Annotated in this window: 22 protein-coding genes; 19 read left to right on the top strand and 3 right to left on the bottom strand. The window is 56.7% G+C overall.

Annotated elements, in window-relative coordinates; all coding sequences use genetic code 11:
- Nucleotides 1–5: 5 nt before the first annotated feature.
- The 3 genes from speA to speB all read left to right on the top strand — a co-directional run bounded on the left by speA (nucleotide 6) and on the right by speB (nucleotide 4,093).
- Nucleotides 6–1,982, top strand: coding sequence for a biosynthetic arginine decarboxylase (speA, locus tag GJ746_RS21460; protein WP_154682007.1), 1,977 nt, complete (start codon nucleotides 6–8; stop codon nucleotides 1,980–1,982).
- A gap of 151 nt (nucleotides 1,983–2,133) precedes the next feature.
- On the top strand, nucleotides 2,134–2,865 hold the full coding sequence (locus GJ746_RS21455) for a hypothetical protein (protein WP_154682006.1): 732 nt from the start codon (nucleotides 2,134–2,136) through the stop codon (nucleotides 2,863–2,865).
- A gap of 307 nt (nucleotides 2,866–3,172) precedes the next feature.
- The gene (gene speB, locus GJ746_RS21450) at nucleotides 3,173–4,093 is read left to right on the top strand and encodes an agmatinase (protein WP_004205166.1); all 921 of its coding nucleotides are present in this window, start codon (nucleotides 3,173–3,175) and stop codon (nucleotides 4,091–4,093) included.
- 178 nt (nucleotides 4,094–4,271) lie between these two features.
- Here the strand turns inward: speB and GJ746_RS21445 are convergent, their stop codons facing one another.
- Nucleotides 4,272–5,492, bottom strand: a complete 1,221-nt coding sequence (locus GJ746_RS21445) for an MFS transporter (protein WP_154682795.1) — start codon at nucleotides 5,490–5,492, stop codon at nucleotides 4,272–4,274.
- 427 nt (nucleotides 5,493–5,919) lie between these two features.
- On the opposite strand from GJ746_RS21445, the gene GJ746_RS21440 reads away from it, so the two are divergent.
- From GJ746_RS21440 to GJ746_RS21375, 14 genes are all read left to right on the top strand, one after another.
- A complete protein-coding gene (locus GJ746_RS21440) occupies nucleotides 5,920–6,243 on the top strand; it encodes a Rieske (2Fe-2S) protein (protein WP_004151769.1) in 324 nt (107 codons plus the stop codon).
- The gene (locus GJ746_RS21435; protein ID WP_154682005.1) at nucleotides 6,240–6,548 is read left to right on the top strand and encodes a recombinase-like helix-turn-helix domain-containing protein; all 309 of its coding nucleotides are present in this window, start codon (nucleotides 6,240–6,242) and stop codon (nucleotides 6,546–6,548) included. Before GJ746_RS21440 ends, GJ746_RS21435 begins: the two co-directional genes overlap by 4 nt.
- 10 nt (nucleotides 6,549–6,558) lie before the next feature.
- The gene (locus GJ746_RS21430; protein WP_154682004.1) at nucleotides 6,559–7,581 is read left to right on the top strand and encodes an aromatic ring-hydroxylating oxygenase subunit alpha; all 1,023 of its coding nucleotides are present in this window, start codon (nucleotides 6,559–6,561) and stop codon (nucleotides 7,579–7,581) included.
- Nucleotides 7,581–8,330: an SDR family oxidoreductase gene (locus GJ746_RS21425; RefSeq protein ID WP_154682003.1), complete on the top strand. Its 750-nt coding sequence runs from the start codon at nucleotides 7,581–7,583 to the stop codon at nucleotides 8,328–8,330. Before GJ746_RS21430 ends, GJ746_RS21425 begins: the two co-directional genes overlap by 1 nt.
- Nucleotides 8,331–8,343: 13 nt before the next feature.
- Complete coding sequence (locus GJ746_RS21420) at nucleotides 8,344–9,132, top strand: IclR family transcriptional regulator (protein WP_154682002.1); 789 nt, start codon at nucleotides 8,344–8,346, stop codon at nucleotides 9,130–9,132.
- Between the two features lie 87 nt (nucleotides 9,133–9,219).
- Nucleotides 9,220–10,146 carry a VOC family protein gene (locus GJ746_RS21415; RefSeq protein ID WP_154682001.1) on the top strand — a complete coding sequence of 309 codons (927 nt, stop codon included), beginning with the start codon at nucleotides 9,220–9,222 and terminating at the stop codon, nucleotides 10,144–10,146.
- Nucleotides 10,143–11,339 carry an NAD(P)/FAD-dependent oxidoreductase gene (locus GJ746_RS21410; RefSeq protein ID WP_154682000.1) on the top strand — a complete coding sequence of 399 codons (1,197 nt, stop codon included), beginning with the start codon at nucleotides 10,143–10,145 and terminating at the stop codon, nucleotides 11,337–11,339. Before GJ746_RS21415 ends, GJ746_RS21410 begins: the two co-directional genes overlap by 4 nt.
- A gap of 26 nt (nucleotides 11,340–11,365) precedes the next feature.
- Nucleotides 11,366–12,622, top strand: a complete 1,257-nt coding sequence (locus tag GJ746_RS21405) for an MFS transporter (protein WP_154681999.1) — start codon at nucleotides 11,366–11,368, stop codon at nucleotides 12,620–12,622.
- 10 nt (nucleotides 12,623–12,632) lie between these two features.
- Nucleotides 12,633–13,163 carry a cupin domain-containing protein gene (locus GJ746_RS21400; protein ID WP_154681998.1) on the top strand — a complete coding sequence of 177 codons (531 nt, stop codon included), beginning with the start codon at nucleotides 12,633–12,635 and terminating at the stop codon, nucleotides 13,161–13,163.
- A 9-nt stretch (nucleotides 13,164–13,172) separates the two neighbouring features.
- On the top strand, nucleotides 13,173–13,943 hold the full coding sequence (locus GJ746_RS21395; RefSeq protein ID WP_154682794.1) for an alpha/beta fold hydrolase: 771 nt from the start codon (nucleotides 13,173–13,175) through the stop codon (nucleotides 13,941–13,943).
- Nucleotides 13,927–14,721: an SDR family oxidoreductase gene (locus tag GJ746_RS21390; RefSeq protein ID WP_154681997.1), complete on the top strand. Its 795-nt coding sequence runs from the start codon at nucleotides 13,927–13,929 to the stop codon at nucleotides 14,719–14,721. Before GJ746_RS21395 ends, GJ746_RS21390 begins: the two co-directional genes overlap by 17 nt.
- 9 nt (nucleotides 14,722–14,730) lie before the next feature.
- The gene (locus GJ746_RS21385; RefSeq protein ID WP_154681996.1) at nucleotides 14,731–15,495 is read left to right on the top strand and encodes an aspartate dehydrogenase; all 765 of its coding nucleotides are present in this window, start codon (nucleotides 14,731–14,733) and stop codon (nucleotides 15,493–15,495) included.
- Nucleotides 15,496–15,510: 15 nt separating this feature from the next.
- Nucleotides 15,511–16,980: an aldehyde dehydrogenase gene (locus GJ746_RS21380; protein WP_154681995.1), complete on the top strand. Its 1,470-nt coding sequence runs from the start codon at nucleotides 15,511–15,513 to the stop codon at nucleotides 16,978–16,980.
- A 14-nt stretch (nucleotides 16,981–16,994) separates the two neighbouring features.
- The gene (locus GJ746_RS21375) at nucleotides 16,995–18,635 is read left to right on the top strand and encodes a thiamine pyrophosphate-binding protein (RefSeq protein ID WP_154681994.1); all 1,641 of its coding nucleotides are present in this window, start codon (nucleotides 16,995–16,997) and stop codon (nucleotides 18,633–18,635) included.
- Nucleotides 18,636–18,861: 226 nt separating this feature from the next.
- Here the strand turns inward: GJ746_RS21375 and GJ746_RS21370 are convergent, their stop codons facing one another.
- Nucleotides 18,862–20,130, bottom strand: coding sequence for an OprD family outer membrane porin (locus GJ746_RS21370; protein WP_154681993.1), 1,269 nt, complete (start codon nucleotides 20,128–20,130; stop codon nucleotides 18,862–18,864).
- Nucleotides 20,131–20,509: 379 nt separating this feature from the next.
- Nucleotides 20,510–21,268 carry a M48 family metallopeptidase gene (locus GJ746_RS21365; protein ID WP_154681992.1) on the bottom strand — a complete coding sequence of 253 codons (759 nt, stop codon included), beginning with the start codon at nucleotides 21,266–21,268 and terminating at the stop codon, nucleotides 20,510–20,512.
- Between the two features lie 278 nt (nucleotides 21,269–21,546).
- On the opposite strand from GJ746_RS21365, the gene tkt reads away from it, so the two are divergent.
- Nucleotides 21,547–23,538 carry a transketolase gene (gene tkt, locus GJ746_RS21360; protein ID WP_154681991.1) on the top strand — a complete coding sequence of 664 codons (1,992 nt, stop codon included), beginning with the start codon at nucleotides 21,547–21,549 and terminating at the stop codon, nucleotides 23,536–23,538.
- A 499-nt stretch (nucleotides 23,539–24,037) separates the two neighbouring features.
- Nucleotides 24,038–25,057: an erythrose-4-phosphate dehydrogenase gene (epd, locus tag GJ746_RS21355; RefSeq protein ID WP_154681990.1), complete on the top strand. Its 1,020-nt coding sequence runs from the start codon at nucleotides 24,038–24,040 to the stop codon at nucleotides 25,055–25,057.

The following is a 25,057-nucleotide window of genomic DNA, read 5'->3' as shown; positions in this document are numbered from 1 at the left end:
TCGCTATGTCTGACGACATGTCTTTGTCTTCGCCTTCGTCAGCAGGCGATCACGGTGTACTACGTTCCATGCAGGAGGTTGCGATGAGCTCCCAGGAAGCCAGCAAGATGCTACGTACTTACAATATTGCCTGGTGGGGTAATAACTACTACGACGTTAACGAACTGGGCCATATCAGCGTCTGCCCGGATCCTGACGTTCCGGAAGCGCGCGTTGACCTTGCCGAGCTGGTGAAAGCGCGTGAAGCTCAGGGGCAGCGTCTGCCCGCACTGTTCTGCTTCCCGCAGATTTTGCAGCACCGCCTGCGTTCAATTAACGCCGCCTTTAAACGCGCGCGTGAGTCTTATGGTTATAACGGCGACTACTTCCTGGTGTATCCAATTAAGGTTAACCAGCATCGCCGGGTGATTGAGTCTCTTATCCATTCCGGCGAGCCGCTGGGTCTGGAGGCTGGTTCTAAGGCGGAGCTGATGGCGGTACTGGCGCACGCCGGTATGACCCGCAGCGTGATTGTGTGTAACGGCTATAAAGACCGTGAATATATCCGCCTGGCGCTGGTGGGTGAAAAGATGGGCCATAAGGTCTATCTGGTCATCGAGAAAATGTCGGAAATCGCCATCGTACTGGAAGAAGCCGAGCGGCTGAACGTGGTGCCGCGTCTTGGCGTGCGCGCGCGTCTGGCTTCGCAGGGCTCCGGTAAGTGGCAGTCCTCCGGCGGCGAGAAATCAAAATTTGGCCTCGCGGCAACGCAGGTTTTACAACTGGTTGAAATTCTTCGCTCCGCCGGGCATCTGGATAGCCTGCAGCTGTTGCACTTCCACCTTGGCTCACAGATGGCCAATATTCGCGATATCGCCACCGGCGTACGTGAATCCGCGCGTTTCTACGTTGAACTGCATAAGCTGGGCGTGAACATTCAGTGCTTCGACGTTGGCGGTGGTCTTGGCGTTGACTACGAAGGCACGCGTTCGCAGTCAGATTGTTCGGTGAACTACGGCCTGAATGAATACGCCAACAACATTATCTGGGCGATTGGCGATGCCTGCGAAGAGAACGGCCTACCGCATCCAACGGTGATTACCGAGTCCGGACGCGCGGTTACTGCGCACCACACCGTACTGGTATCGAATATTATCGGCGTTGAGCGTAACGAATATACCGAAGCGACGCCGCCAGCGGAGGACGCCGCGCGTCCGCTGCAAAGCATGTGGGAAACCTGGCTGGAGATGCAGGAAACCGGCAACCGCCGTTCGCTGCGCGAATGGCTGCACGACAGCCAGATGGATCTTCACGATATTCACATTGGCTACTCTTCCGGCATCTTTAATCTTCAGGAGCGGGCCTGGGCCGAGCAGCTGTACCTGAATATGTGTCATGAAGTGCAGAAACAGCTCGATCCGAGCAACCGCGCGCATCGTCCGATTATCGATGAACTGCAGGAGCGCATGGCGGACAAGATTTATGTCAACTTCTCGCTGTTCCAGTCGATGCCGGATGCATGGGGTATCGATCAGCTATTCCCGGTGATGCCGCTGGAAGGGCTGAATATGGTGCCGGAACGCCGCGCGGTGCTGCTGGATATCACCTGCGACTCCGATGGCGCGATTGATCACTATGTAGACGGCGATGGTATTGCCACCACCATGCCGATGCCGGAATACGATCCCGAAAATCCGCCGATGCTGGGCTTCTTTATGGTGGGTGCCTACCAGGAGATCCTCGGCAACATGCATAATCTGTTCGGCGATACGGAAGCTGTGGATGTGTTTGTGTTCCCTGACGGCAGCGTCGAAGTTGAGCTGTCGGATGAAGGGGACACCGTTGCGGATATGCTGCAGTATGTACAGCTGGATCCGAACACGCTGCTGACCCAGTTCCGCGATCAGGTGAAAAAGACGGATCTGGATGCAGCCCTGCAGCAGCAGTTCCTTGAAGAGTTCGAAGCGGGTTTATACGGATATACTTATCTCGAAGATGAGTAATTAAGAGTATTCTGCTTGAGAGCCGATTTATTGATATAAGTCGGCTCTTTTTTTATTACCTGAATCTGAAATATGATAAATCACGCTTCTTAATTTTAAATATACCTTTACTATCTCTGACAGCTTATCCCGCAGCAGAGAAGGAGCAAAGATGAAAGGATTTAAGATTAACAGCGTAATTGCCGGAGTACTGTTATTACTGGGCGGTTGTTCAAGCTCAATGCACAACAGTAATGTAACAGCTTCAGAAGTAGGGACCGCCTGGGGCGGCGATGTACACTCAACGGTGCAAGGCGTTTCGGCTGAGCGTGCCGGGCGCGATCCCTCCGAAATAGTAGTGATAAACTATTCAGCTCGTTATCAGTCGGGATATGACAAGGTATACAGTGTTCGTATTAACGAACTGGAATATGCGGTTCGTGACGCTAATTTTAACTCTCTTCCGATTACTCGTCGTTATAGCCGCCAGACGCAACAATGGCAATATTTTATTCCAGCGAAGGTTGGCGCTAATTATCAATTGTATGTGCGTAACTATAGTCGTGATACGAATTATGAAATTGTTACAACCGTCGATGGGCTCGACGTGCTGAACGGCAAACCGGGCACTCTAAACAACAACGGTTACATTGTTAACGCGGGCGAGTCGCTGACGATCAAAGGCTTCAGAAAAGATAAGCATACGGAAGCGGCATTTCAGTTCTCTGATGTTGCTGATTCCTATGCGGCTAACTCTGCACACGGAGACGTACGCAATACCGGCGTCATTGGTTTTGCGGCATTTGCATTACAGGGGCCGGCCGCAAAAACGTTGCCGCCGTGCTCCGCTCAGGCCTTCCCGGCAGACAGCAACGGCTTCGCGCCGCCGCCCTGCCGCAAATAAACGCTTCGCTTGAAGCCGGGTAGTTTTAGGGCGATAATTACGCTCAATACGTTATATGTATACCCAAAGTAATTCGAGTTGTTGGAAGCCGGCAAGGAAGTGAGTCCCCGGGAGCTGATTTGAACGCCGTGTAACGGCGGCCCGTTAGGGTGAGGCTCATGGATGGGCCGAGTAGCCCGTAGCCAACGCGCAAGCAGCTTGAAGTATGACGGGTATAAATCAAACCCTTTCTCGTCGGGCCTAACGACGCGAAAGGGTTTTTTTATATCTTTTTTCAAATACAACGACGGTAAAAGAGGTCATACCCATGAGTACCTTAGGTCATCAATACGATAACTCCCTGGTATCCAACGCATTTGGTTTTCTGCGTCTACCGATGAATTTCATGCCGTATGACAGCGATGCGGACTGGGTCATCACCGGCGTACCGTTTGATATGGCGACCTCCGGACGCGCGGGCGGCCGTCATGGTCCGGCGGCGATCCGTCAGGTCTCTACTAATCTTGCGTGGGAACACAACCGTTTCCCGTGGAACTTTGACATGCGTGAACGCCTGAACGTGGTGGACTGCGGCGATCTGGTTTATGCCTTCGGCGACGCGCGTGAAATGAGTGAAAAGCTGCAGGCCCACGCGGAAAAACTGCTGGCCGCAGGGAAACGCATGCTCTCCTTCGGCGGCGATCACTTTGTGACTCTGCCGCTGCTGCGCGCGCATGCTAAGCATTTCGGCAAAATGGCGCTGGTGCATTTTGATGCGCATACCGACACCTACGCCAACGGCTGCGAATTTGACCATGGCACCATGTTCTACACTGCGCCGAACGAGGGCCTGATCGATCCGAATCATTCGGTGCAGATCGGTATCCGTACCGAGTTTGATAAAGACAACGGTTTTACGGTGCTTGATGCGGGCCAGGTCAACGATCGCAGTGTCGATGACGTGATCGCTCAGGTGAAGCAGATCGTCGGCGATATGCCGGTGTATCTGACCTTTGATATCGACTGTCTCGATCCGGCGTTTGCTCCGGGCACCGGTACGCCGGTGATCGGCGGCCTGACTTCGGATCGCGCTATTAAGCTGGTGCGTGGCCTGAAGGATCTGAACATCGTCGGCATGGACGTGGTGGAAGTCGCGCCGGCCTATGACCAGTCCGAAATCACCGCCCTGGCGGCGGCGACGCTGGCGCTGGAAATGCTCTACATTCAGGCGGCGAAAAAAGGCGAATAAGCCTATCCCCGTCATACTTCAGGTTGCATTTTCCTCGCTCACCCCAGTCACTTACTTGGGTAAGCTCCTGGGGATTCTCTGCGTCGCCGCGTGACTCGGGCCTTCGGCCTCGCCCCTACGGGGCCAGCGCAAGCGCTGTTCAAAACGGCTAGCCGTTTTGTCCTGCAACTCGAATTATTTAGGGGATAGAGGTGTTTACTGCTGCTGCGCGACGCATGCGCAGCAGCAGTACGCCTCCGGCACAGAGCGTAACCAGCTGTGATACCACCAGCACCGAAAAACCCGAACTCACCGAGCCCACCGATTTCATCACCATTCCCATCAGCAGTGGAATAAACGCCGCGCAGATATTGCCGATACCGTTAATGATCCCATAGGCGCTGCCCACCGCTTCACGCGGCGCATGGTGCTGTATGACCGCGGGAATTGCTGCGCCCTGCAATCCCCAGAAAACGTTCGCCGCCAGCATAAAAAGCGCCAGCATCGCCGTTTGCTGACTGAGCATGAGCGCCAGTACCGAAAGGGCAGTCAGCAGGCCGCCGAAAATAAACAGCACTGGCGCTTGCTCCGGTCGCATCTTATCGAGGAGCACCCCGCCGAGAAATTTTGATCCCAGGCTCAGCAGGAAGGGGAGCGCTGCCAGCATGCCGGTAGCCTGGAGCGAAAAGTGATGTTCGTCGCGCAGCCAGGCAGGCAGCCAGGCGCTGCTGCCCCACAGATAGCTGAGGGTGGCTATCTCCACCAGCAGGATCCAGCCGAGCAGAGGCGTGCGCCACGCGAGAGTAAAGGTTTTGATGATGCCTGGTTTCGCGCGGCGTTCATTAGCGGCGGGGGCGGGCAAAAAGCGCAAGATCACTCCACCTCCAAGCGCCAGGTTCAGCACCGCCAGGGCGTAAAACGACCCCATCCAGCCGACGTGGGCCATCAACCAGGTGACCAGCGGGAAGCCTACGGCCAGGCCAAGCGAGACGCCAAGAGCGGTCACGGCGTTGGGTTTGCCAACCTCATCGGCGGCGAAATTATCGTTGATAAAGCGGGTTTTTAGCGAAAAGAGCGGCCCCTCGGCGACGCCGAGCACAATGCGCGCGATTAACATTCCCAGCAGCGAACCCAAAAGCGGTGAGATTGCGCACACTAATGCCCATATGGTAACGCTGCCTAACAGTCCCTGACGGTAATTTAGCTTACTTTCTATAAGCGGAGTTAATAACAAAGCCGAGAATCCATAACCCAGAAGAAAGCATGTCATCAGCATGCCTTGTAACATTCTGTTTTCATTTAAATGAAAGTGAGCGGCGAAATCGGGGTTGATTATCATTACTGAGATATTTACCCGATCGACATAAGAAATAATTATTAACAAAAGTAATGCCAGAGTTCCTTGCCATCTTGCCGTCATCATTTGCCTCTTTGCCTAATTTCATCAATGCTGATTGTTATTTTTTAAACGTGCGAAATAGTCACTTAATGAAAATGGTTCATCTATGAAACTTGATGTTTTTAAAGGTAAAAATTATTGTTTGTTTCATCTGTGAAACCCGACTATTTGCCGTGGAGTTCATTTTTAATGATCACCATGAAAAGAAGTCAATAGCCAGGTTTCAAATTTGAAGAGGTAGTAATATTTATAATGAAACCACGCTTTAAATATCATCATTTCATCTGGCTGCAATTTTTCGTGATCAATTCCACACTTAGCTAATTAAAAAGCCTTTTGTTAACAATTCAATCACATTAACGCTTGACGAAATATTAGTCGCTTTTATATTGACCGTATTACATAAGAAACAAAGTTTCATATATGAAACAAAGCCTGGAGGATTGCGATGAGCTGGATAGGCGTATGTGACGCGGAGCAAGTACAGGAAGATTTTCCTTATAGCGGCAATATCGACGGTAAAGAAATCGGTATTTATTTGATTGATGGCGAATATTACGCGCTGGAAGACGTTTGCCCTCATGCCTATGCGCTATTGAGCCAGGGATTTGTTGAAGATGGCAAAGTGGAATGCCCGCTGCATGAAGCGGTATTCGACGTCAAAACTGGCCAGTGCCTGCATGGCCCCGGTGGCCGCAACCTTAATCGTTACCCGGTACGGGTATACGACAATCAGATCCAGATTACTTTTATCGAGGAGAACGTGGCATGAGCGAATCCCTGGACTTCAACCCGGCGCTGCCGGAAAACCGTCAGTTTACGCCGCCGGCGGAGGGTGGTAATGGCAATATCCATCAGCCTGGCGACTACCATAATTTGATTTGGCAGACCCGTAGCCGGGTGCCGGAAAACTGGGAGCTTCAGCTTATCGCAACGCTGGAAACCCTTTTCGAACAGGGCGCGGAAACGCTGAGCGAACTGGTGAATGGTCTTAACGGCATCAGAATGTACGACCAGCAGGGCGAACCGTGGAACGAAAGCAGCTTTGAGGCATTTTTGCAGGTTAACGGATACTGAGGACACAGCGATGACAACAACGGTACAAAACTATCTTGATAAAGGACTACGCGGTCTGTGGTATCCGGTACTGGCGAGCTGGGAAGTGCAATCAGCGCCGGTAGGCATTACCCGTCTCGGCGAGCAGATTGTTATCTGGCGTAATAAAGACGGTCAGGTACAAGCGCTGGAAGACCGCTGCCCGCACCGCGGCGCGCGCCTGTCGATGGGCTGGAACCTGGGCGATCGTATCGCCTGCTGGTATCACGGCGTGGAAGTGGCCGGTGACGGTGAAGTGAAAGATGTTCCGGCGGTTGACCGCTGCCCGCTGGTCGGCCAGAAGTGCGTTCGCAGCTACAACGTCCAGGAAGTTCATGGCGCTATTTTCTTGTGGTTCGGCGTTACGGAAGACCAGCAGCCGGAAGAACTGAGCTTTCCCGAAGAGCTGGCTAATAGTGACAAATACAGCAACTTTCTGTGTACCGCAGCGTGGAAATGTAACTACCAGTACGCGCTGGAAAACGTCATGGACCCGATGCACGGCACCTATCTGCACTCCTCATCACACTCGATGGCGGAAGGCGATCGCAAAGCCGATATGGTCCTGCAGCCGACGGAAACCGGCTTTATCTTCGAGAAAAAAGGACAGGTCGGCGTCAACTTCGACTGGGTTGAGCTGGGCCACAGCGGAACCTACTGGATGCGTCTCTCTATCCCGTATCAGAAACGCTTTGGACCAGGCGGCCACTTCTGGATCGTGGGTATGGTGGTTCCGGAAGATAACGACAACTGCCGCGTCTTCTTCTGGCGTATCCGCGGCGTACAAGGTTGGCAGCGCGATCTGTGGCGTTTCATGTACCGCAACCGTCTGGAAAAACTGCACTGGGAAGTACTTGAACAGGATCGCGTGGTGCTGGAAAGCCTGGCGCCGAATGCTCGCGATCATGAATACCTTTATCAGCACGACGTTGGTCTTTCCCGTCTGCGCCGCATGATGCAGAAAGCGGCGAAGGAACAGCTGGCCATCCGTGAAGAGCAGAAGGGTGCAGCCTGATGAACGGCCTGCTGAACGGTAAACGCATTGTTGTTACCGGTGCGGCGCGTGGCCTGGGCTACCATTTTGCCGCCGCCTGCGCCGAACAGGGCGCGTCGGTGGTGATGTGCGACATTCTGCAAGGCGAGCTGGCGGAAAGCGCCCATCGTCTCCAGGAAAACGGTCACCGCATCGAAGCCCACGTCATCGATCTTGCTGACGGTGATTCGATCGACCGGGTATTCCACGCTATCGGTGAGCGGGGGCCAATTGACGGGTTAGTGAATAACGCCGCGATGGCCACCGGCGTCGGCGGTAAAAATATGCTCGATTACGATCCGGATCTCTGGGATCGGGTGATGACGGTTAACGTCAAAGGCACCTGGCTGGTAACTCGCGCGGCGGTGCCGCTGCTGCGCGAAGGGGCTGGGATCGTCAACGTCGCCTCGGATACCGCGCTGTGGGGCGCTCCGCGACTGATGGCCTATGTCGCCAGTAAGGGCGCGGTGATTGCGATGACCCGTTCAATGGCCCGCGAACTGGGTGAAAAACGGATCCGTATTAATGCCATCGCGCCGGGGCTAACCCGCGTCGAGGCGACGGAATACGTTCCCGCCGAGCGCCATCAGCTGTATGAGAATGGCCGTGCGCTCAGCGGCGCGCAGCAGCCTGAGGATGTCACCGGTAGCGTGGTCTGGCTGCTCAGCGATCTGTCGCGATTTATCACCGGTCAGCTAATCCCGGTCAACGGCGGTTTTGTTTTTAACTAATAAGCGAGGCGGTATGGCGAACGATCAGGAAGTGAAGTATCTGGTGCCCGGTCTTGAGCGCGGTTTACAGCTGCTGCTGGCCTTCGGCGAACAGCATCGCGAACTGACCTTCGCCGAGCTGCATCGGCTGGTGGATATGCCGAAAGCAACCGCCTATCGCGTGGTGCAGACGCTTGAGTATATGGGTTTTCTTGAGCGCAACGCGCGTACCAACACCTTTTCGCTGGGGATGAACGTGCTGCGGCTGGGCTTTGAATATATCGCCTCGCTGGATATTGCGCAGGTGGGCCAGCCGGTTATCGAGCAGCTTCGCGATGTCAGCCAGTGCAGCAGCCATCTGGCGATCCGCGACGGCCGGGACATTATCTATATCGCCCGCGTCAGCGCTGCCGGTTCGCGGATAAACCAGGTCAGCGTCGGCACGCGGCTGCCGGTGCACTGTACTTCGCTGGGCCGCATGCTGCTGACCGATGTTCCACGCAGCGAGTTCGAACAGCTGTTCCCCGACGAGCGGCTGCCGGGCAATACCCCGGGCCAGCTGCACGATCGCGAAGCGCTGTGGCAGATGGTGCAGCAGGATAAAGCCCGCGGGTACGTAATCGGCGAATCGTTCTTCCGCCACGGTATCTCATCGATTGTCTATCCGGTGTATGACCGCAGCGGCCGGGTGGCCGGGGTGGTAAGTATTCTGGTGCCATCCGATGAGATCCCGCAAAGCGATCGCGAACGGTTACAGAACGACGTCAGCATAGCGGCGGACAGAATTTCCGGTTTCCTGGGATATTTGTCGCAGGCTAGTTAAATCAAACACTTAACAGCAGGCGCTTGAATGCGTCGGGCATGTTTTACGCCCAAATTCGGGCGACTGAACGGTAAAGAGGCGATCACAATGAGTATTACCGGAATTGAAAAGCTGGAATTTGGCGTAGACGACCTTCAGCATTGCGCTAAATTTATGCAGGATTTTGGCCTGACTGGCGATGCCAGCGGCCGCGTGTTTACTACCCTCAGCGGCGCGCGCGTCGAACTTAACCCGACGGACGCCGCGGACCTGCCGCCGGCCTTTGAAGCGGGCAATACGCTGCGTCGTATGACCTGGGGCGTGGCGGACCAGGCGGCGCTGGATGCGCTGCGACCGAAGCTTGAGCGTCAACCCGGTTTTCGTGAAATCGACGGCGCGCTGGAGTGTCGCGATCCCAACGGCATGACCCTACGCGTTCAGGTAAGCCAGCAGACGCCGGTGGAACTGAACGTTGAACCAATCAACCAGTGGGGCGATATTCGCCGCATCGACACGCCAAGCCCGGTTTACGATCGCGCGCAGCCGATCAACGTAGGCCACGTGGTGTTCTTCGTCGAAGAGCTGGCGGCCGTGGAGAGCTTCTATCGTGAGATCCTCGGTTTCCAGGTTTCAGACCGCTACATTAATCGCGCGGTATTCTTGCGCTGCGGCGTGCACGGCGGCCACCACAATCTCTTTCTGCTGCAGCTACCTGGCCGCAAGCCCGGATTAAACCATGTTGCTTTTACCGTTCGCGATATTCACGAGGTGATCGGCGGCGGCATCGCGATGAATAAAAATGCCTGGAGCACCTTTATCGGCCCAGGCCGTCATCCGGTCTCTTCGGCCTACTTCTGGTACGTCAACAGCCCGACCGGCGGCGCCTTCGAGTATTACACCAACGATGATTATCTGACGGAAAACTGGCAGCCGCGCGAACTGGAGCACTCGCTCGTTTCCTTTACCGAATGGGCGGTGGAGGGCGGTATCGACCACGATACTCGCCGCCAGCAGAAAAAGCCGGAGGCAGTATGACGGCGCGGATAGTCATTATCGGCGGCGGCCAGGCGGGCGGCTGGGCGGCGAAAACGCTGCGCGACGAAGGATTCAGCGGAGAGATTTGCGTGGTCGCTGAAGAGCAATGGGACTTTTACGAGCGCCCGCCGCTGTCGAAAGCGGCATTGCTGGAGGCTGAACCGGCGCTGCCGCGATTATTCAGCGAAGAAGCGCAGCAGGCGCTGGATCTTAAGTGGTATCGCCCGCTACGCGCCGAATCAATCGATCGCGCGAATAAAACGGTGGCTCTGAGCAACGGTGAAACGCTGGCCTATGACCAGCTGCTGATCGCCACCGGTGGACGCGCGCGCCTGCCTTCTGAAGCCTGGGCACGGCATCCGCAGGTATATACCCTGCGCCACTGGCAGGATGCGCAGCGCCTGAAACAGCGGCTGGCGTCGGCAACCCGGCTGGCAATTGTCGGCGGTGGCTGGATTGGCCTGGAGATTGCCGCCTCGGCGCGTAAAAGCGGCGTAGCCGTGACTCTTTATGAACAGCAGCCGGCTTTATGTATGCGCTCGGTGAGCGCGGAAGTTTCGCAGGCGCTGGCGCAGCTGCACCGCGAGCAGGGCGTGGATATTCGCTGCGGCTGCGGCGCGCTGGAACTGGAAGACGATAACGGCCTGCCAACGCTGCACTGCGACGGTCAGCGGGAAACCTTCGACGCGGTGGTGGTAGGGATCGGCGTCGATCTGAATCTCGAACTGGCGCGCGATGCCGGGCTGGAGATTGAGCGCGGAATTATCGTTGATTCCCAGGGACGCAGCAGCGATCCGGCGATTTACGCCGCCGGCGATGTCGCTCAGCACCATCAGTACGGACTGTGTATTCAGTCATGGGCTTTCGCGCAAAACCAGGCGGTGGCGACGGCGAAAGCGATGCTCAATCCGCAGGCCGACGGCTACGACGAGGCCCCGTGGCTTTGGTCGGATCAGTACGATCGCAATATTCAGATCCTCGGTATTCCGCAGGCGGGCAGCCGTACCATCGTCCGCGACGATCCCAAGGGTGCGCTCTATTTCTCCCTTAAGGAGGATGGAAGGTTAAGCCAACTGGTGGCGTTTAACGATGCGCGCACCGTCAAGCTGGCAAAACGCTGGATGGCGGCGGGGAGGGATCTTGCAGAAGTCCCGCTCGGCGATCTGACTTTCTCGTTGATGTCATTGCGATAAACCACGCGAACCCTTAAGGGGGAGAGATGACCACATTAGAGACTAACGCCGCGCCCGTTGAGGCGAACGGCGAGGGCGTTCACACGCCTGAAAAAGCGGTTCGCTGGGCCATTCCGCTGTCGCTGTTGGCCTGCGTACTGCTGGCGTTCTTCGACAAAATCAGCATTGCCGCGCTGTTTTCCGATAGTCACTTCCAGCAGGCGATGGGGATGGACTTTGATACCACCCGGCTGGGGATCCTGATGAGCGCTTTTCTGCTTAGCTACGGCTTCTCCTCGGTGCTGTTAAGCGGGCTGGGCGATCGTATTGCGCCGCTGCGCCTGCTTACCGGGATGATGGTGGTGTGGTGCGTTTTAATGCTGGTAATGGGCTTTACCCACAACTATACGCTGATGGTGACGCTGCGTATTTTGCTGGGGATCGCTGAAGGACCGCTGTTCCCGCTGGCGTTCGCTATTGTACGCCATACCTTCCCGCAACATCTGCAGGCGCGGGCCACCATGCTGTGGCTGCTCGGCACGCCGGTTGGCGCGGCGATTGGTTTCCCGCTGTCAATTTGGTTGCTTAACAACTTCGGCTGGCAGAGCACCTTTTTTGTGATGGCGATGCTGACGGTGCCGGTACTGATCTTTGTCCGTATCGGGCTGCGCGGCGTGAAGCTGGAGGTGAAAGCCAGCGATGATAAAACGTCGAAGGAATCGCGCCGCAGCGCGCGCCGGGAGCTGTTCGTCAGCCCGCACTTCTGGATGATTTGCGTTTTTAACATCGCTTTTCTCGCCTACCTGTGGGGAATCAACGGCTGGCTGCCGGGCTACCTGATTAAAGGCAAGGGGATCCATCTGGAACACGCCGGCTGGCTGTCGTCGATGCCGTTTATCGCCATGCTGCTCGGTGAAATCATCGGCGCCTGGCTTTCTGACCGCGTCGATAAGCGTGCCGCCGCCTGCTTTATCTCTCTGGCGGGGGCGGGGATTGGTCTGGCAGCGGTGATGCATTTCACCACGCCGCTGACGGTGATCGCGGCGATGAGCTTTAGCACCTTTATGTGGGGTACCGGCGCGCCGAATATCTTCGCGCTGCTGGCCAAGGCAACTCATCCGCGGGTTAGCGCCACGGCGGGTGGCATTTTCAACGGGCTGGGAAACTTTGCCGGGGCGTTATCGCCGGCGGTGATGGGCGCGCTTATCGCCTTCACCCATAGCATGGATTCCGGGCTGATCTTTCTGGCGGTGATGGCAGCTGTGGGCTGTCTCCTGTTACTGCCGCTGCTAAAACGTTACTGAGGATAAAACGATGACTGATTCAACCGTAACCGCAAAAACGAGTCTGAAACCTGAACATCTGACCATGGAAGAGTGGGTCGAGTCGCGTATCGCGCGCTTTGAAGGTCGCAAATACGACTGGAATGCGCTGAAGTTCCAGGCGGATTTCGACCCGAAATATCGCCGCGCGCAAATGCGCTATATCGGTACCGGCGCAACCGGCGTCGCCAGCGACAACAATACCGTCCAGGCGGAACACTTTACGTTCTCTACCATGGTACTGCCGTCCAAATGCGAAGGTCCTCTGCATCTGCATGATGATGTGGAAGAGGTGTTCTTCATGCTCAAAGGGCAGATCACCCTGATGGTTCGGGATGGCGACAACTATACCGAGACCGTACTGCGCGAACGCGATCTGATTTCCGTACCGGCCGGTATCTACCGCGGGTTGTTCAACCACGGCGAGGAAGAGGCGCTTATGTGCGTAATGCTCGGTACGCCGAAGCCGAATATTCCGACCTATCCGGAAGATCATCCTCTGTCAAAAGTGAAGCGTAACTAAGGAGCGATGATGACGGGTTTTCGTGAACAAGGAAGCGGTATACCCCTGACGTTGCTACACGGTATCAGCTCCGGGGCGGCCTCCTGGCATAAACAAATGGCGCTTCCCGGCTACCGCGTTGTGGCCTGGGATATGCCCGGTTATGGCGAAAGCCCGATGCTCCCGACGGCGCAGGCGGATGCCGGCGACTATGCCGACGCGCTGGCGCTGATGCTGGATCGCGCTGGGGTAGGGCAAACCGTACTGGTTGGCCACTCGCTGGGCGCGCTGGTGGCGGCCGCCTTTGCCGCCAAATACCCGCAGCGGGTGCTTTATCTGGTGCTCGCCGACGTTGCTCAGGGATACGGCCAGGCGCAGGCCGCGCAGCGGGAAAAGGTCTGGCAGGGACGTCAGCAGCAGATGGCGCAGGGCGGTGAAGCGATGGCTCAGGAGCGGGCGGCGAAGCTGCTGCGTCCCGGCGCGCGCGAAGCCGACGTGGCGACGGTGGCGGCAGGCATGCGCAGGCTGCGCAGCGAAGGCTATCTCGCGGCCGCCTGGATGCTGGCGCACGATGATATTCACCGCTGGCTTGCCGACTATCACGGTCGCTTTGCCGTGTGGTGCGGCGAACAGGATGCCATTACCCCGCCGGATAGGGTACAGGAACTGGCGCTGCGCTACCGCATGCCTTACACCGCCATCCCGCAGGCCGGGCATGCCAGCTATCTCGATAACGAAACGTTTTTTAACCAACAGCTTTTACGCATAGGGGAAGAGGTGCGCGATGAATGCACAAATTGAAGGACGCGTCGCGGTGGTCACCGGCGGTTCGTCAGGGATCGGCTTCGAAACGCTGCGTCTGCTGCTGGGCGAAGGGGCGAAAGTCGCCTTTTGCGGCCGCAACCCGGACCGTCTGGCCAGCGCTCATGCGGCACTGCTAAACGAATATCCCACAGGCGAAGTATTTTCATGGCGCTGTGACGTCATGAAGGAAGAAGAGGTTCAGGCCTTTGCCGCAGCGGTGAAGACGCATTTCGGCGGCGCGGACATGCTGATCAACAACGCGGGCCAGGGCTACGTCGCCCATTTTGCCGATACGCCGCGCGAGGCCTGGCTACACGAAGCCGAACTGAAGCTGTTCGGCGTAATTAACCCGGTAAAGGCGTTCCAGCCGCAGCTTGAGCAGTCGGACATTGCATCGATTACCTGCGTGAACTCGCTGCTGGCGCTGCAGCCGGAAGAGCACATGATCGCCACCTCCGCCGCCCGCGCCGCATTGCTCAATATGACGCTCACGCTGTCGAAAGAGCTGGTCGGCAAAGGCATCCGCGTGAATTCGATTCTGCTGGGCATGGTTGAGTCCGGGCAGTGGCAGCGCCGTTTTGAAAACCGCAGCGATAAGAGCCAGAGCTGGCCGCAGTGGACCGCCGATATCGCCCACAAACGCGGGATCCCGATGGCGCGCCTCGGCAAACCGCAGGAACCGGCACGGGCGCTGCTGTTCCTCGCCTCACCGCTGGCTTCATTTACCACCGGCGCGGCGCTGGATGTTTCCGGCGGCTTCTGCCGTCACCTGTAAGGAAAACGCATGAAAAAGGTGATGTTAATCGGCTATGGCGCGATGGCGCAGGCGGTCATTGAACGTCTGCCGCCGCAGGTGTCGTTGGGCTGGATCGTAGCGCGTGAACCGCATCATGAGGCGATCCGTCAGCAGTTTGCCAACGCGGTCGTTGCCCTGAGCGATCCGCAGCAATGCGATGAAACGCCGGATCTGGTGCTTGAGTGCGCCAGCCAGCAGGCGGTGGCCCAGTACGGCGAAGCGGTGCTGGCCCGCGGCTGGCATCTGGCGGTGATCTCCACCGGGGCGCTGGCGGACAGCGAACTGGAACAGCGCTTACGCCAGGCGGGCGGCAAGCTGACGCTGCTGAGCGGAGCGATAGCCGGTATTGATGGTCTGGCAGCGGCGAAAGAGGGGGGACTTGAGCGCGTGACCTATCAATCGCGTAAAAGTCCGGCCAGCTGGCGCGGCAGCTATGCCGAGCAGCTTATTGACCTTAATGCGGTGAATGAAACGCAAATCTTCTTCGAGGGCAGCGCCCGCGAAGCGGCGCGGCTGTTCCCGGCTAACGCCAACGTGGCGGCGACCGTTGCGCTGGGCGGTATTGGTCTGGATGCGACCCGGGTGCAGCTGATGGTGGATCCGGCGACCCAGCGCAATACCCATACGCTGCACGCCGAAGGGCTGTTCGGCGAATTTCATCTGGAGTTAAGCGGTCTGCCGCTTGCCAGCAATCCAAAAACTTCGACCCTGGCGGCACTGAGCGCGGTACGCGCCTGCTGTGAACTGGCATAACGCAGAGAGGCTAAGATGGACGAATTAGACATTTTTATCGGCGGCCAGTGGCGTCGCGGCGGCGGCAACCTGATGCACAGCCAGTTCCCGGCGGATGGAACGATTAATGCAGCGCTGTATGCGGCAAGCCTGGACGATCTGCAGGAAGCGATCGACTGTGCCGATCGCGCCTGGCGGGAACCGGCGTGGCGCACGATGCTGCCACACCAGCGGGCAAAGATCCTGCATAAAGTCGCCGATCTGATTGAAGCACAGCTTGATGAGCTCACTCAAAAGCAGAGCCGCGACAACGGTAAACCGCTGGCGGAAGCGCGCGGGCTGGTGATGAGCGCCGCGGGCACCGCACGCTATTTTGCCGCCGCCTGCGAACTGCTGGAAGGGGAGCTGCCGACGCCGCGTCAGGCGGATCTTTTGACTCTGAGCCGCTATGAACCGCTGGGCGTAGTGGCGGCGATCACGCCGTGGAACTCGCCGATCGCCAGCGAAATGCAGAAGGTCGCTCCGGCGATCGCCGCCGGTAACGCGGTGATCCTCAAACCCGCGGAAGCGACGCCGCTGATGGCGCTGGATCTGGCGAAGATCTTTGAGCAGGCCGGTTTACCAGCCGGGCTGCTGAGCGTCCTGCCGGGGAAAGGATCGGTTATCGGCGATGCGCTGGCTCGCCATCCTAAGGTGCGCAAAATTTCCTTTACCGGCGGCACCACTACCGGACGTCATCTGGCGCACGTGGCGGCGGAAAAGCTGATCCCGGCTTCGCTGGAGCTGGGCGGTAAATCGCCGACCATCGTGCTGGAAGATGCCGATATCGAGCAGGCGGCGCGGGGCATCTGCTACGGCATTTTCAGCTCCGGCGGCCAGGCATGTATTGCCGGCTCGCGGCTGTTTGTTCATGAAAAAGTGTATCCACAATTAATGGCCCGCCTGCTGGAATTAACCCGCGGGCTGCGGGTAGGTCATCCGTTTAGCGCCGACACTCACGTCGGACCGCTGATTAGCGATAAGCACCGCCAGAGCGTGCTGGAGTATGTCGAACTGGCGAAGCGTGAAGGCGGCAGCGTGCTGTGCGGCGGCGAGATCCCGGCGGATCCGACGCTGGCGGCGGGCAGCTATTTCCTGCCGACGATCGTTGAGGGACTGAACAATCAGGCCCGCGTCTGCCAGGAAGAGATCTTTGGGCCGGTGCTGGTGGCGATGCGCTTTAGCGATGAAGAGGCGCTGATCCGCGAGGCCAATGACTCGGTCTTCGGGCTGGCGGCAGGGATCTGGACGCGCGATACCGGCCGGGCGTTACGCCTGAGCGAACAGCTGGAAGCCGGTACGGTGTGGATCAACACCTACAAGGTTTTCTCCATTTCGACCCCGTTCGGGGGCTTTAAAGAGAGCGGTCTGGGCCGCGAAAAAGGTATCCAGGGTCTGAAAGCCTGGATGCAGCAAAAGAGCATTTATCTGGCGACGGGTAATAGCGTCAACCACTGGTGCGACTGAGAGAAGGGTGAGTAATGAGCGAGATGATAACCGTCGGCGACGCCATCGCCAGAACGCTGGAGCAGTATCACGTTGAAGCCATTTATGGCGTCATTTCTATCCATAACCTGCCGATCGCCGATGCCGTCGGCCAGCGGGATAAAATCCGCTTTGTCCCGGCGCGCGGGGAGGCGGGCTCGGTGACGATGGCCGACGCGCACGGGCGTTTTTCCGGACTTGGCGTGGCGCTGACCAGCACCGGCGCAGGGGCGGGTAACGCCGTCGGCGCGCTGGTTGAGGCGATGAACGCCTGTACTCCGCTGCTGCACCTCACCGGTCAGGTGGAAAAAGCCTGGCTGGACGCCGATACCGGCTTTATTCATGAAACCCGCGATCAGCTGACCTTTCTGAAAGCCAGCTCGAAGCGCGCTTACCGCATCAGCAACGCTAATCAGGCGGTGGCTATTCTGCATAAGGCGATTCAGGAAGCGCAAACGCCGCCGTGCGGTCCGGTATCGGTGGAGATCCCAATTGATATTCAGGGCGCTAAAATTCCGCTGTCGCTGCTGACCGCGCCGCTAAAAACGGCACCGGTGGCGGAAGCTGAAGAGGCAATGGTTGATGCGCTGTGGGCGCAGCTTAAGCAGGCGAAGCAGCCGCTGCTGTGGCTCGGCGGCGGTGCTTTAGAGTGCGGCGAGGCGGTGAAGATGCTGGCCGATGCCGGGGTGACGGTGATTTCCAGTACTCACGGGCGCGGTATTCTGGCGGACAGCCATCGCGGCAGTCTGCGCGCATTTCATAATTCCCCGTCGGTAGAAACGTTGATTTCACAATGTGATTTCACACTTGTGGCCGGTTCACGTCTGCGCAGCAACGAAACGCGCTCGTGGACGCTGGAACTGCCAACGCCGCGGGTGCAGATTGATATTGACCCGGCGGCTGCCAGCCGTAACTACCTGATGGACAATACGCTGGTGGCGGACTGCCGCGCTTTATTGGACGCGCTGGCGAAGCGAGTACAGGGTCGGATGTGGGGCGATACGCGCTGGGATAATCAGCTTAAAGCGGCGGTAGCGGCGGCAGAGCAGGGGCTACGTGAACAGTGCGGCGCTTACGCTAAATTGAATGACGCGATTGCGCAGGCCCTGCCGGATGACGGCATTCTGGTGCGCGATATTACCGTTTCCGGCAGCCTGTGGGGCAGCCGTCTGTTCCGCGCTCACGGTCCGCTGATGAATATTCACTCGCTGGCCGGGGCTATCGGAATGGGGCTACCGATGGCGATTGGTACCGCGATTGCCAACCCGCAGCGTAAAGTGGTGGGGCTGGTGGGCGACGGCGGCCTGAGCCTGAACCTCGGCGAACTGGCGACGCTTGCTCAGGAAAAGGCCAATGTCACTCTGCTGATTATGAACGACGGCGGCTACGGCGTGATGCGCGGCATTCAGGATAAGTATTTTGGCGGCCGCCAGTATTACAACGAGCTGCATACCCCGGACTTTACCCTACTGGCGCAGGCTATCGGTCTGCAGGCGTGGAGCGTGGAGCGGGCGGAGGATTTTCAGGCGGTGATGACCGAAGCGCTGGCGATGCCGGGGCCGTCGGTAGTGGAAGTTAAAATGGGCCAGATAGGCGCGCTGCGCTTTGCCGGCCCGCCGCAGAAGACGTTGTATTAACTCTCATCGCTAGCGCTTTTTCCGAAGAAAAGCCCGGCTTATATCGCGTTCAGCCGGGCTAAATATTGCCCCGATCTTTCGGGAAAGGTTTGCGGTTCCGTGACCCAAAACCCTCTCCCTTCCATGGAGAGGGTACCGCACGGCACAGGGGGTTAATCAAGGCGTCGGGCGGTCGCTCCTGCGCGCCGGGAGAGGGCCTGGCGGCAGGGCAGGGTTCATAACAGGGTTAAAATACGTTAAACGGATATTCGACGTAAAAACGCACTTCGTTGCCGCTGACGTTATAGTCGCTGGCGTTGCTGGAAACCCGCAGTACCGAGTAGCGCAATCTGAACTTCAAATCTTTCGCCACGCCGTTCTGAACCTGATATTGCAGCTGGTTGAACCATTCGTGTTCTTTGCCGTTACTGGTTTCTGCGGTTTTAATATTATCGCCGCGCACGTAGGCGGTAGTCCAGGTGAGCCCCGGCAAACCCAGTCCGGCAAAATCCAGCCCGTAAGACGCCTGCCAGGAACGTTCATCTTCGCCATTAAAATCAGACCAGTAGGAGTTGGCCAGCCAGATGGTATTGCCGCCGTCGCCAACGCCGCCCTGATTGCGGTAGCCGCCGTAGTGGTAGCCGGTGCTGCCGCTGCTTTGCTGGTAGGCAACTTTAAAGGTGTGGATATCCCAGATATAGCTGGCAGCCAGACTCCAGATGCTGTTGCTGCGTCCGGTGTCCTGGGCATCGGCGTATTCTTGCTCCAGGCGTGAGTTATAGCCGTTGAAATCGAGAACCAGCTGCTGCCCGGTGGCGAACGGCTGCTTATAGTTAAGGCCGAGATATTGCTTATTCAGCACGTCCTCGACGTGCGAAGCGTAGAGCGCGCCGCTGAGCTGGTCGCTGAACTGATAGCTGGCGCCGCCGAAAGTCAGGCTTTTCAAACCGCTGTCATGGCTGTCGTCGCTTTTACGCTGTTGATCGGTTAAATAGCCAGCGTTGATTTCCAGACCGTCAATTTCTTTCGAAGTTAGCATGGTACCGGTATAGCTCTCGTACAGTAGACGAGAATCGTCGGCGTAGACGATAGGCAGCATGGGGCGTTGGTTGCCGTAGCTGAGCACGGTATCAGAGAAGCGCATTTTGGCGGTGGCGCCGAATTTAGCGAGATCGGATTTTGCCCGGCCGTCGTTGTCCTGGGCGAAAAAGTCGATACCGCCCGCGCCGCTGCGCCCACGGCCACCGTCAAGCCTCACGCCATACTGGGCGATGCCGTCCACGCCGAAGCCGACCGGTCCCTGAGTAAAGCCGGACTCGAAGGTGGCGATAATCCCCTGTCCCCATTCGGCTTTATCCGCCAGCCCATCGCGATAATCACGTTTGATATAAGCGTTGCGTAAAAACAGATCCAGATGACTGTCTTCGATAAAGCCTTGGCTCGTTGATTGTTGACTGGCAAAGGTCGGAGCGGCGGCAATAATGCCTAGTGCGATTAACGATAATTCTTTTTTCACTGGTGGGACTTCTCTGTCTGTCGATATATTCAAGGGGATTACTACAGCCCGGATATTCTCCTGAAATAATGTTGAAAGCAATCATTGTATGAACAGGTGTGTCGGCAGGAAACGAACTGTATACCCCATGTTGCCAGCCCTGAGGGCATAAGGGGTAGACTATTTATTATTTGGTAGAAAGGGCCTCTCAAAGAGAGATAAGGCGCCGTGATTTTCATTTGCGAAATAATATTTTCCTGAGTGAATAGACAGAAAATAATTGGCTGTAATGAGCGTTAAAAATAATTAACGGTTTGTGCGCTTAAGTTATCAATTAATGCGGCTAAATATTTTTTGCTGATATATAAAAAAGGGAGGCGATAAAGCCTCCCGCTGTCGATTATTTAATCCCGTCGGCCTTCATGCGATCGCGGATATGCTGAGCGCGTTCCTCTGATGCCGGATGGTCATCGAACATTGAGCTTTGGCGTCCGGCCTCCAGCTTCGCCAGTTTTTCAAAGCTGGTCGCGAGACCGGCAGGATTAATCCCGCGTTTGCGCAGCAGATCGTAAGAGTAGTCGTCTGCTTCAGACTCCTGACGCTGGGAGAACTGCGAGTTCACCAGTTTTTCGCCCAGATCTCCTAACTGCGATTGCGACAGGCTGCCAACGATGCCGCCGGCAGAGGCCGCCGCAGCGCGAACGGCATTAGTACCTAAGGCGACCTGCATGCCTTTTTTCACGTGGCCCAGCGCGACGTGACCCATCTCATGGCCAATTACCGCTTCAACTTCATTATCATTCATGAGATCCATCAAGCCGCTGTAAACGCGGATGCAGCCGTTCGCCATGGCGAAGGCGTTAACGTCTTTGGTCTGATATACCTTGTAGTTCACCGGCTGACCGTTGATGTTGTCCCCCAGCGCGGCGGCGATTTTACTCAGTCGTTTACTGTATTCACTGCTGGCTGGCGCAATAGTGGCTTTCGCATCCATCTCCTGACAGGCTTTATCACTTAACGCTTTGACCTGCTCGTCGCTGAGCGAGTAAGCCTGGAAAGCTTCCGCGCCGGAGCTCAACAGGCCGTTGGAGTCCATGTTCTGGCATCCGGTAAGCGTTGCTGCGATCCCAAGGGCAAGAATAGCTGAGCGAATTTTCATTTTTTATCTTCCACACTCTTATGGTTCTTTATCCGAAAAAACGGCGATAGCTGCCTGCCGTATCCTGTGCAAATTATAAATACTATATGAGAATGCGGGCGAGAGGATTACGCCGTAGCACAACGTGTTCCAGAGATTTCTTAAATGGTAAAAGGATGCTCCATGTACATGCTTTGCCGCTTAGGTTACATTGTTCACACTTTTTTCCGGCGTAGCCCAAAACGCGCTGTCGTCAAGTCGTTGCGGGCATGGCCTTCATTATCCGATCTGGAGTCAAAATGTCCTCACGTAAAGAGCTTGCTAACGCTATTCGTGCGCTGAGCATGGACGCAGTACAGAAAGCCAAATCCGGTCACCCGGGTGCCCCGATGGGTATGGCTGACATTGCCGAAGTCCTGTGGCGTGATTTCCTGAATCATAACCCGCAGAACCCGTCCTGGGCCGACCGTGACCGCTTCGTGCTGTCCAACGGCCACGGCTCAATGCTGATTTACAGCCTGCTGCACCTCACCGGTTATGATCTGCCGATTGAAGAACTGAAAAACTTCCGTCAGCTGCACTCCAGAACGCCGGGTCACCCGGAAGTTGGCTATACCGCTGGTGTTGAAACCACCACCGGGCCGCTGGGTCAGGGTATTGCGAATGCGGTCGGTATGGCGATTGCGGAGAAAACTCTGGCGGCGCAGTTCAACCGTCCGGGCCACGACATTGTTGACCACTTCACTTACGCGTTCATGGGCGACGGCTGCATGATGGAAGGTATCTCTCACGAGGTATGTTCCCTGGCCGGTACTCTGAAGCTGGGTAAACTGGTGGCGTTCTATGACGACAACGGCATCTCCATCGACGGCCACGTTGAAGGCTGGTTCACCGATGACACCGCGAAGCGTTTCGAAGCCTACGGCTGGCACGTGGTGCGCGGCGTTGATGGTCACGACGCTGACTCAATTAAACGCGCGGTAGAAGAAGCGCGCTCCGTTACCGACAAACCGTCCCTGCTGATGTGCAAAACCATCATCGGTTTCGGTTCGCCAAATAAAGCCGGTACCCACGACTCCCACGGCGCGCCGCTGGGCGACGCAGAAATCGCGCTGACCCGCGAAGCGCTCGGCTGGAAATACCCGGCGTTTGAAATCCCGTCTGAAATTTATGCCCAGTGGGATGCGAAAGAAGCTGGTCAGGCGAAAGAATCTGCGTGGAACGACAAGTTTGCAGCCTACGCGAAAGCCTTCCCGCAGGAAGCCGCAGAGTTTACCCGCCGTATGAAAGGCGATATGCCGGCTGACTTCGACGCGAAAGCGAACGAATTCATCGCTAAGCTGCAGGCTAACCCGGCGAAAATCGCCAGCCGTAAGGCTTCTCAGAACGCTATTGAAGCCTTTGGCCCGCTGCTGCCAGAATTCCTCGGCGGCTCCGCTGACCTGGCTCCGTCTAACCTGACCCTGTGGTCCGGTTCTAAAGCCATCAACGAAGACACCGCTGGTAACTACATCCATTATGGCGTGCGTGAATTCGGTATGACCGCCATTGCCAACGGTATTTCACTGCACGGTGGTTTCCTGCCGTACACCTCTACCTTCCTGATGTTCGTCGAATACGCGCGTAATGCGGTACGTATGGCAGCGCTGATGAAACAGCGCCAGGTGATGGTCTATACCCACGACTCCATCGGCCTGGGCGAAGACGGCCCGACTCACCAGCCGGTTGAGCAGGTGGCTTCCCTGCGCGTGACGCCAAACATGAGCACATGGCGCCCGTGCGACCAGGTTGAATCCGCCATTGCGTGGAAATATGGCGTTGAACGTCATGACGGCCCGACCGCGCTGATTCTGTCCCGTCAGAACCTGGCGCAGCAGGAGCGTACCGAAGAGCAGCTGGCGAACGTTGCCCGCGGCGGCTACGTGCTGAAAGATTGCGCTGGCCAGCCGGAGCTGATCTTTATCGCCACCGGTTCCGAAGTTGAGCTGGCGGTTGCCGCGTGGGAAAAACTGACTGCCGAAGGCGTGAAGGCGCGCGTGGTTTCCATGCCGTCCACCGACGCGTTCGACAAGCAGGATGCCGCCTACCGTGAAGCCGTACTGCCGAAAGCCGTTTCTGCCCGCGTGGCGGTTGAAGCGGGTATCGCTGACTACTGGTTCAAATACGTGGGCCTGAACGGCGCCATCGTCGGCATGACCACCTTCGGTGAGTCCGCGCCGGCTGAGCAGCTGTTTGAAGAGTTCGGTTTCACCGTGGATAACGTGGTCGCCAAAGCGAAAGCGCTGCTGTAATTATTGTCACAGCGTAAAAACGGGTCGCTCAGGCGGCCCGTTTCTTTTTCAGGGCATACAAAGCAGCCTGTTGTGGCCAGCCATCCGGCAACCAAAGCGACCGGCGTGAAAGCTGCGCCAGCGGATCCGTCAACGACTCCTACCGAAGATGTGCCAGTAAACAGACCAGCATGTAGGGTGTACCGCTCCTGATTCAAAAGGGATATTCGCAGCCCTGACAGCGGGGCGCTAGCAGGCTTATTCGTAATTCTGCAATATGGAATAAATTCTGCGGCAGACCTGGTGAAAGTGTGATGTAAGTCAGATAAATGGTTTCTTCAGCTGGACAATCATTCCTTTTATTCCTCGTTTCGCTTATTCTAGCTGAAGCGTTTCAGTCGTCTAAATGTTCGACAATTAATCAATCAGTCGCAGTTTGCGACAGGTGAGGTTTCCCTTAGAGCGTTGCTGCATTACTCTGTCAGCCACCTCATATCATGGATAGCCTTGCAGGAGACCTATGACCATACGCATTGCGATTAATGGCTTCGGTCGCATCGGGCGTAACGTGGTTCGTGCTTTGTATGAATCCGGGCGTCGTGCGGAAATCACCGTGGTGGCAATCAATGAACTGGCGGATGCAGCCGGCATCGCGCATTTATTGAAATATGACACCAGCCATGGGCGCTTTGCCTGGGATGTGCGCCAGGAGAGAGAGCAGCTGTTTGTTGGCGATGATGCCATTCGTCTGCTGCATGAACCTACCCTGAAGGCGCTGCCCTGGCGGGAACTGGCGGTTGATGTGGTACTAGACTGCACCGGCGTTTACGGCAGCCGCGAGCATGGTGAAGCACACCTTGAGGCTGGCGCTAAGAAAGTGCTCTTTTCACATCCTGGCGGTAACGATCTCGACGCGACGATCGTTTTTGGCGTAAACCACGATGAGCTACGAACCGAACATCGTATTGTCTCCAACGCCTCCTGCACTACCAACTGCATTATTCCGGTCATTAAGCTGTTAGATGATGCCTACGGAATAGAGTCAGGGACGGTAACGACGATCCACTCATCAATGAACGATCAGCAGGTCATCGATTCCTGGCATCCGGACTTACGCCGGACGCGAGCGGCCAGTCAGTCGATCATCCCGGTTGATACTAAGCTTGCTGCGGGGATCACGCGTATTTTCCCTCAGTTTAACGATCGTTTTGAAGCGATTGCGGTCCGCGTACCGACGATTAATGTGACGGCAATCGACCTTAGCGTGACGGTGAAAAAACCAGTAAAAGCGAATGAAGTCAACCAGTTGCTGCAAAAAGCAGCACAGGGTGCATTTCATGGTATAGTTGACTATACGGAATTACCGTTAGTCTCGATAGATTTTAACCACGATCCGCACAGCGCCATCGTTGATGGCACACAAACGCGGGTGAGTGGTGCGCATTTGATCAAAACGCTGGTCTGGTGCGATAACGAATGGGGCTTTGCTAACCGAATGCTCGACACGACGTTAGCGATGGCCGCACAAGGTTTCAGGTAA

It is taken from the genome of Klebsiella oxytoca (assembly GCF_009707385.1).
GTDB classification, from domain to species: Bacteria; Pseudomonadota; Gammaproteobacteria; order Enterobacterales; family Enterobacteriaceae; genus Klebsiella; species Klebsiella oxytoca_C.
This window is presented reverse-complemented; position numbering and strand designations above follow the sequence as displayed.

Coding starts and splice junctions, on each gene's coding strand:
- speA (WP_154682007.1), top strand. CDS start 6: ATGTCTGACGACATGTCTTTGTCTTCGCCTTCGTCAGCAGGCGATCAC.
- GJ746_RS21455 (WP_154682006.1), top strand. CDS start 2,134: ATGAAAGGATTTAAGATTAACAGCGTAATTGCCGGAGTACTGTTATTA.
- speB (WP_004205166.1), top strand. CDS start 3,173: ATGAGTACCTTAGGTCATCAATACGATAACTCCCTGGTATCCAACGCA.
- GJ746_RS21445 (WP_154682795.1), bottom strand. CDS start 5,492: ATGACGGCAAGATGGCAAGGAACTCTGGCATTACTTTTGTTAATAATT.
- GJ746_RS21440 (WP_004151769.1), top strand. CDS start 5,920: ATGAGCTGGATAGGCGTATGTGACGCGGAGCAAGTACAGGAAGATTTT.
- GJ746_RS21435 (WP_154682005.1), top strand. CDS start 6,240: ATGAGCGAATCCCTGGACTTCAACCCGGCGCTGCCGGAAAACCGTCAG.
- GJ746_RS21430 (WP_154682004.1), top strand. CDS start 6,559: ATGACAACAACGGTACAAAACTATCTTGATAAAGGACTACGCGGTCTG.
- GJ746_RS21425 (WP_154682003.1), top strand. CDS start 7,581: ATGAACGGCCTGCTGAACGGTAAACGCATTGTTGTTACCGGTGCGGCG.
- GJ746_RS21420 (WP_154682002.1), top strand. CDS start 8,344: ATGGCGAACGATCAGGAAGTGAAGTATCTGGTGCCCGGTCTTGAGCGC.
- GJ746_RS21415 (WP_154682001.1), top strand. CDS start 9,220: ATGAGTATTACCGGAATTGAAAAGCTGGAATTTGGCGTAGACGACCTT.
- GJ746_RS21410 (WP_154682000.1), top strand. CDS start 10,143: ATGACGGCGCGGATAGTCATTATCGGCGGCGGCCAGGCGGGCGGCTGG.
- GJ746_RS21405 (WP_154681999.1), top strand. CDS start 11,366: ATGACCACATTAGAGACTAACGCCGCGCCCGTTGAGGCGAACGGCGAG.
- GJ746_RS21400 (WP_154681998.1), top strand. CDS start 12,633: ATGACTGATTCAACCGTAACCGCAAAAACGAGTCTGAAACCTGAACAT.
- GJ746_RS21395 (WP_154682794.1), top strand. CDS start 13,173: ATGACGGGTTTTCGTGAACAAGGAAGCGGTATACCCCTGACGTTGCTA.
- GJ746_RS21390 (WP_154681997.1), top strand. CDS start 13,927: ATGAATGCACAAATTGAAGGACGCGTCGCGGTGGTCACCGGCGGTTCG.
- GJ746_RS21385 (WP_154681996.1), top strand. CDS start 14,731: ATGAAAAAGGTGATGTTAATCGGCTATGGCGCGATGGCGCAGGCGGTC.
- GJ746_RS21380 (WP_154681995.1), top strand. CDS start 15,511: ATGGACGAATTAGACATTTTTATCGGCGGCCAGTGGCGTCGCGGCGGC.
- GJ746_RS21375 (WP_154681994.1), top strand. CDS start 16,995: ATGAGCGAGATGATAACCGTCGGCGACGCCATCGCCAGAACGCTGGAG.
- GJ746_RS21365 (WP_154681992.1), bottom strand. CDS start 21,268: ATGAAAATTCGCTCAGCTATTCTTGCCCTTGGGATCGCAGCAACGCTT.
- tkt (WP_154681991.1), top strand. CDS start 21,547: ATGTCCTCACGTAAAGAGCTTGCTAACGCTATTCGTGCGCTGAGCATG.
- epd (WP_154681990.1), top strand. CDS start 24,038: ATGACCATACGCATTGCGATTAATGGCTTCGGTCGCATCGGGCGTAAC.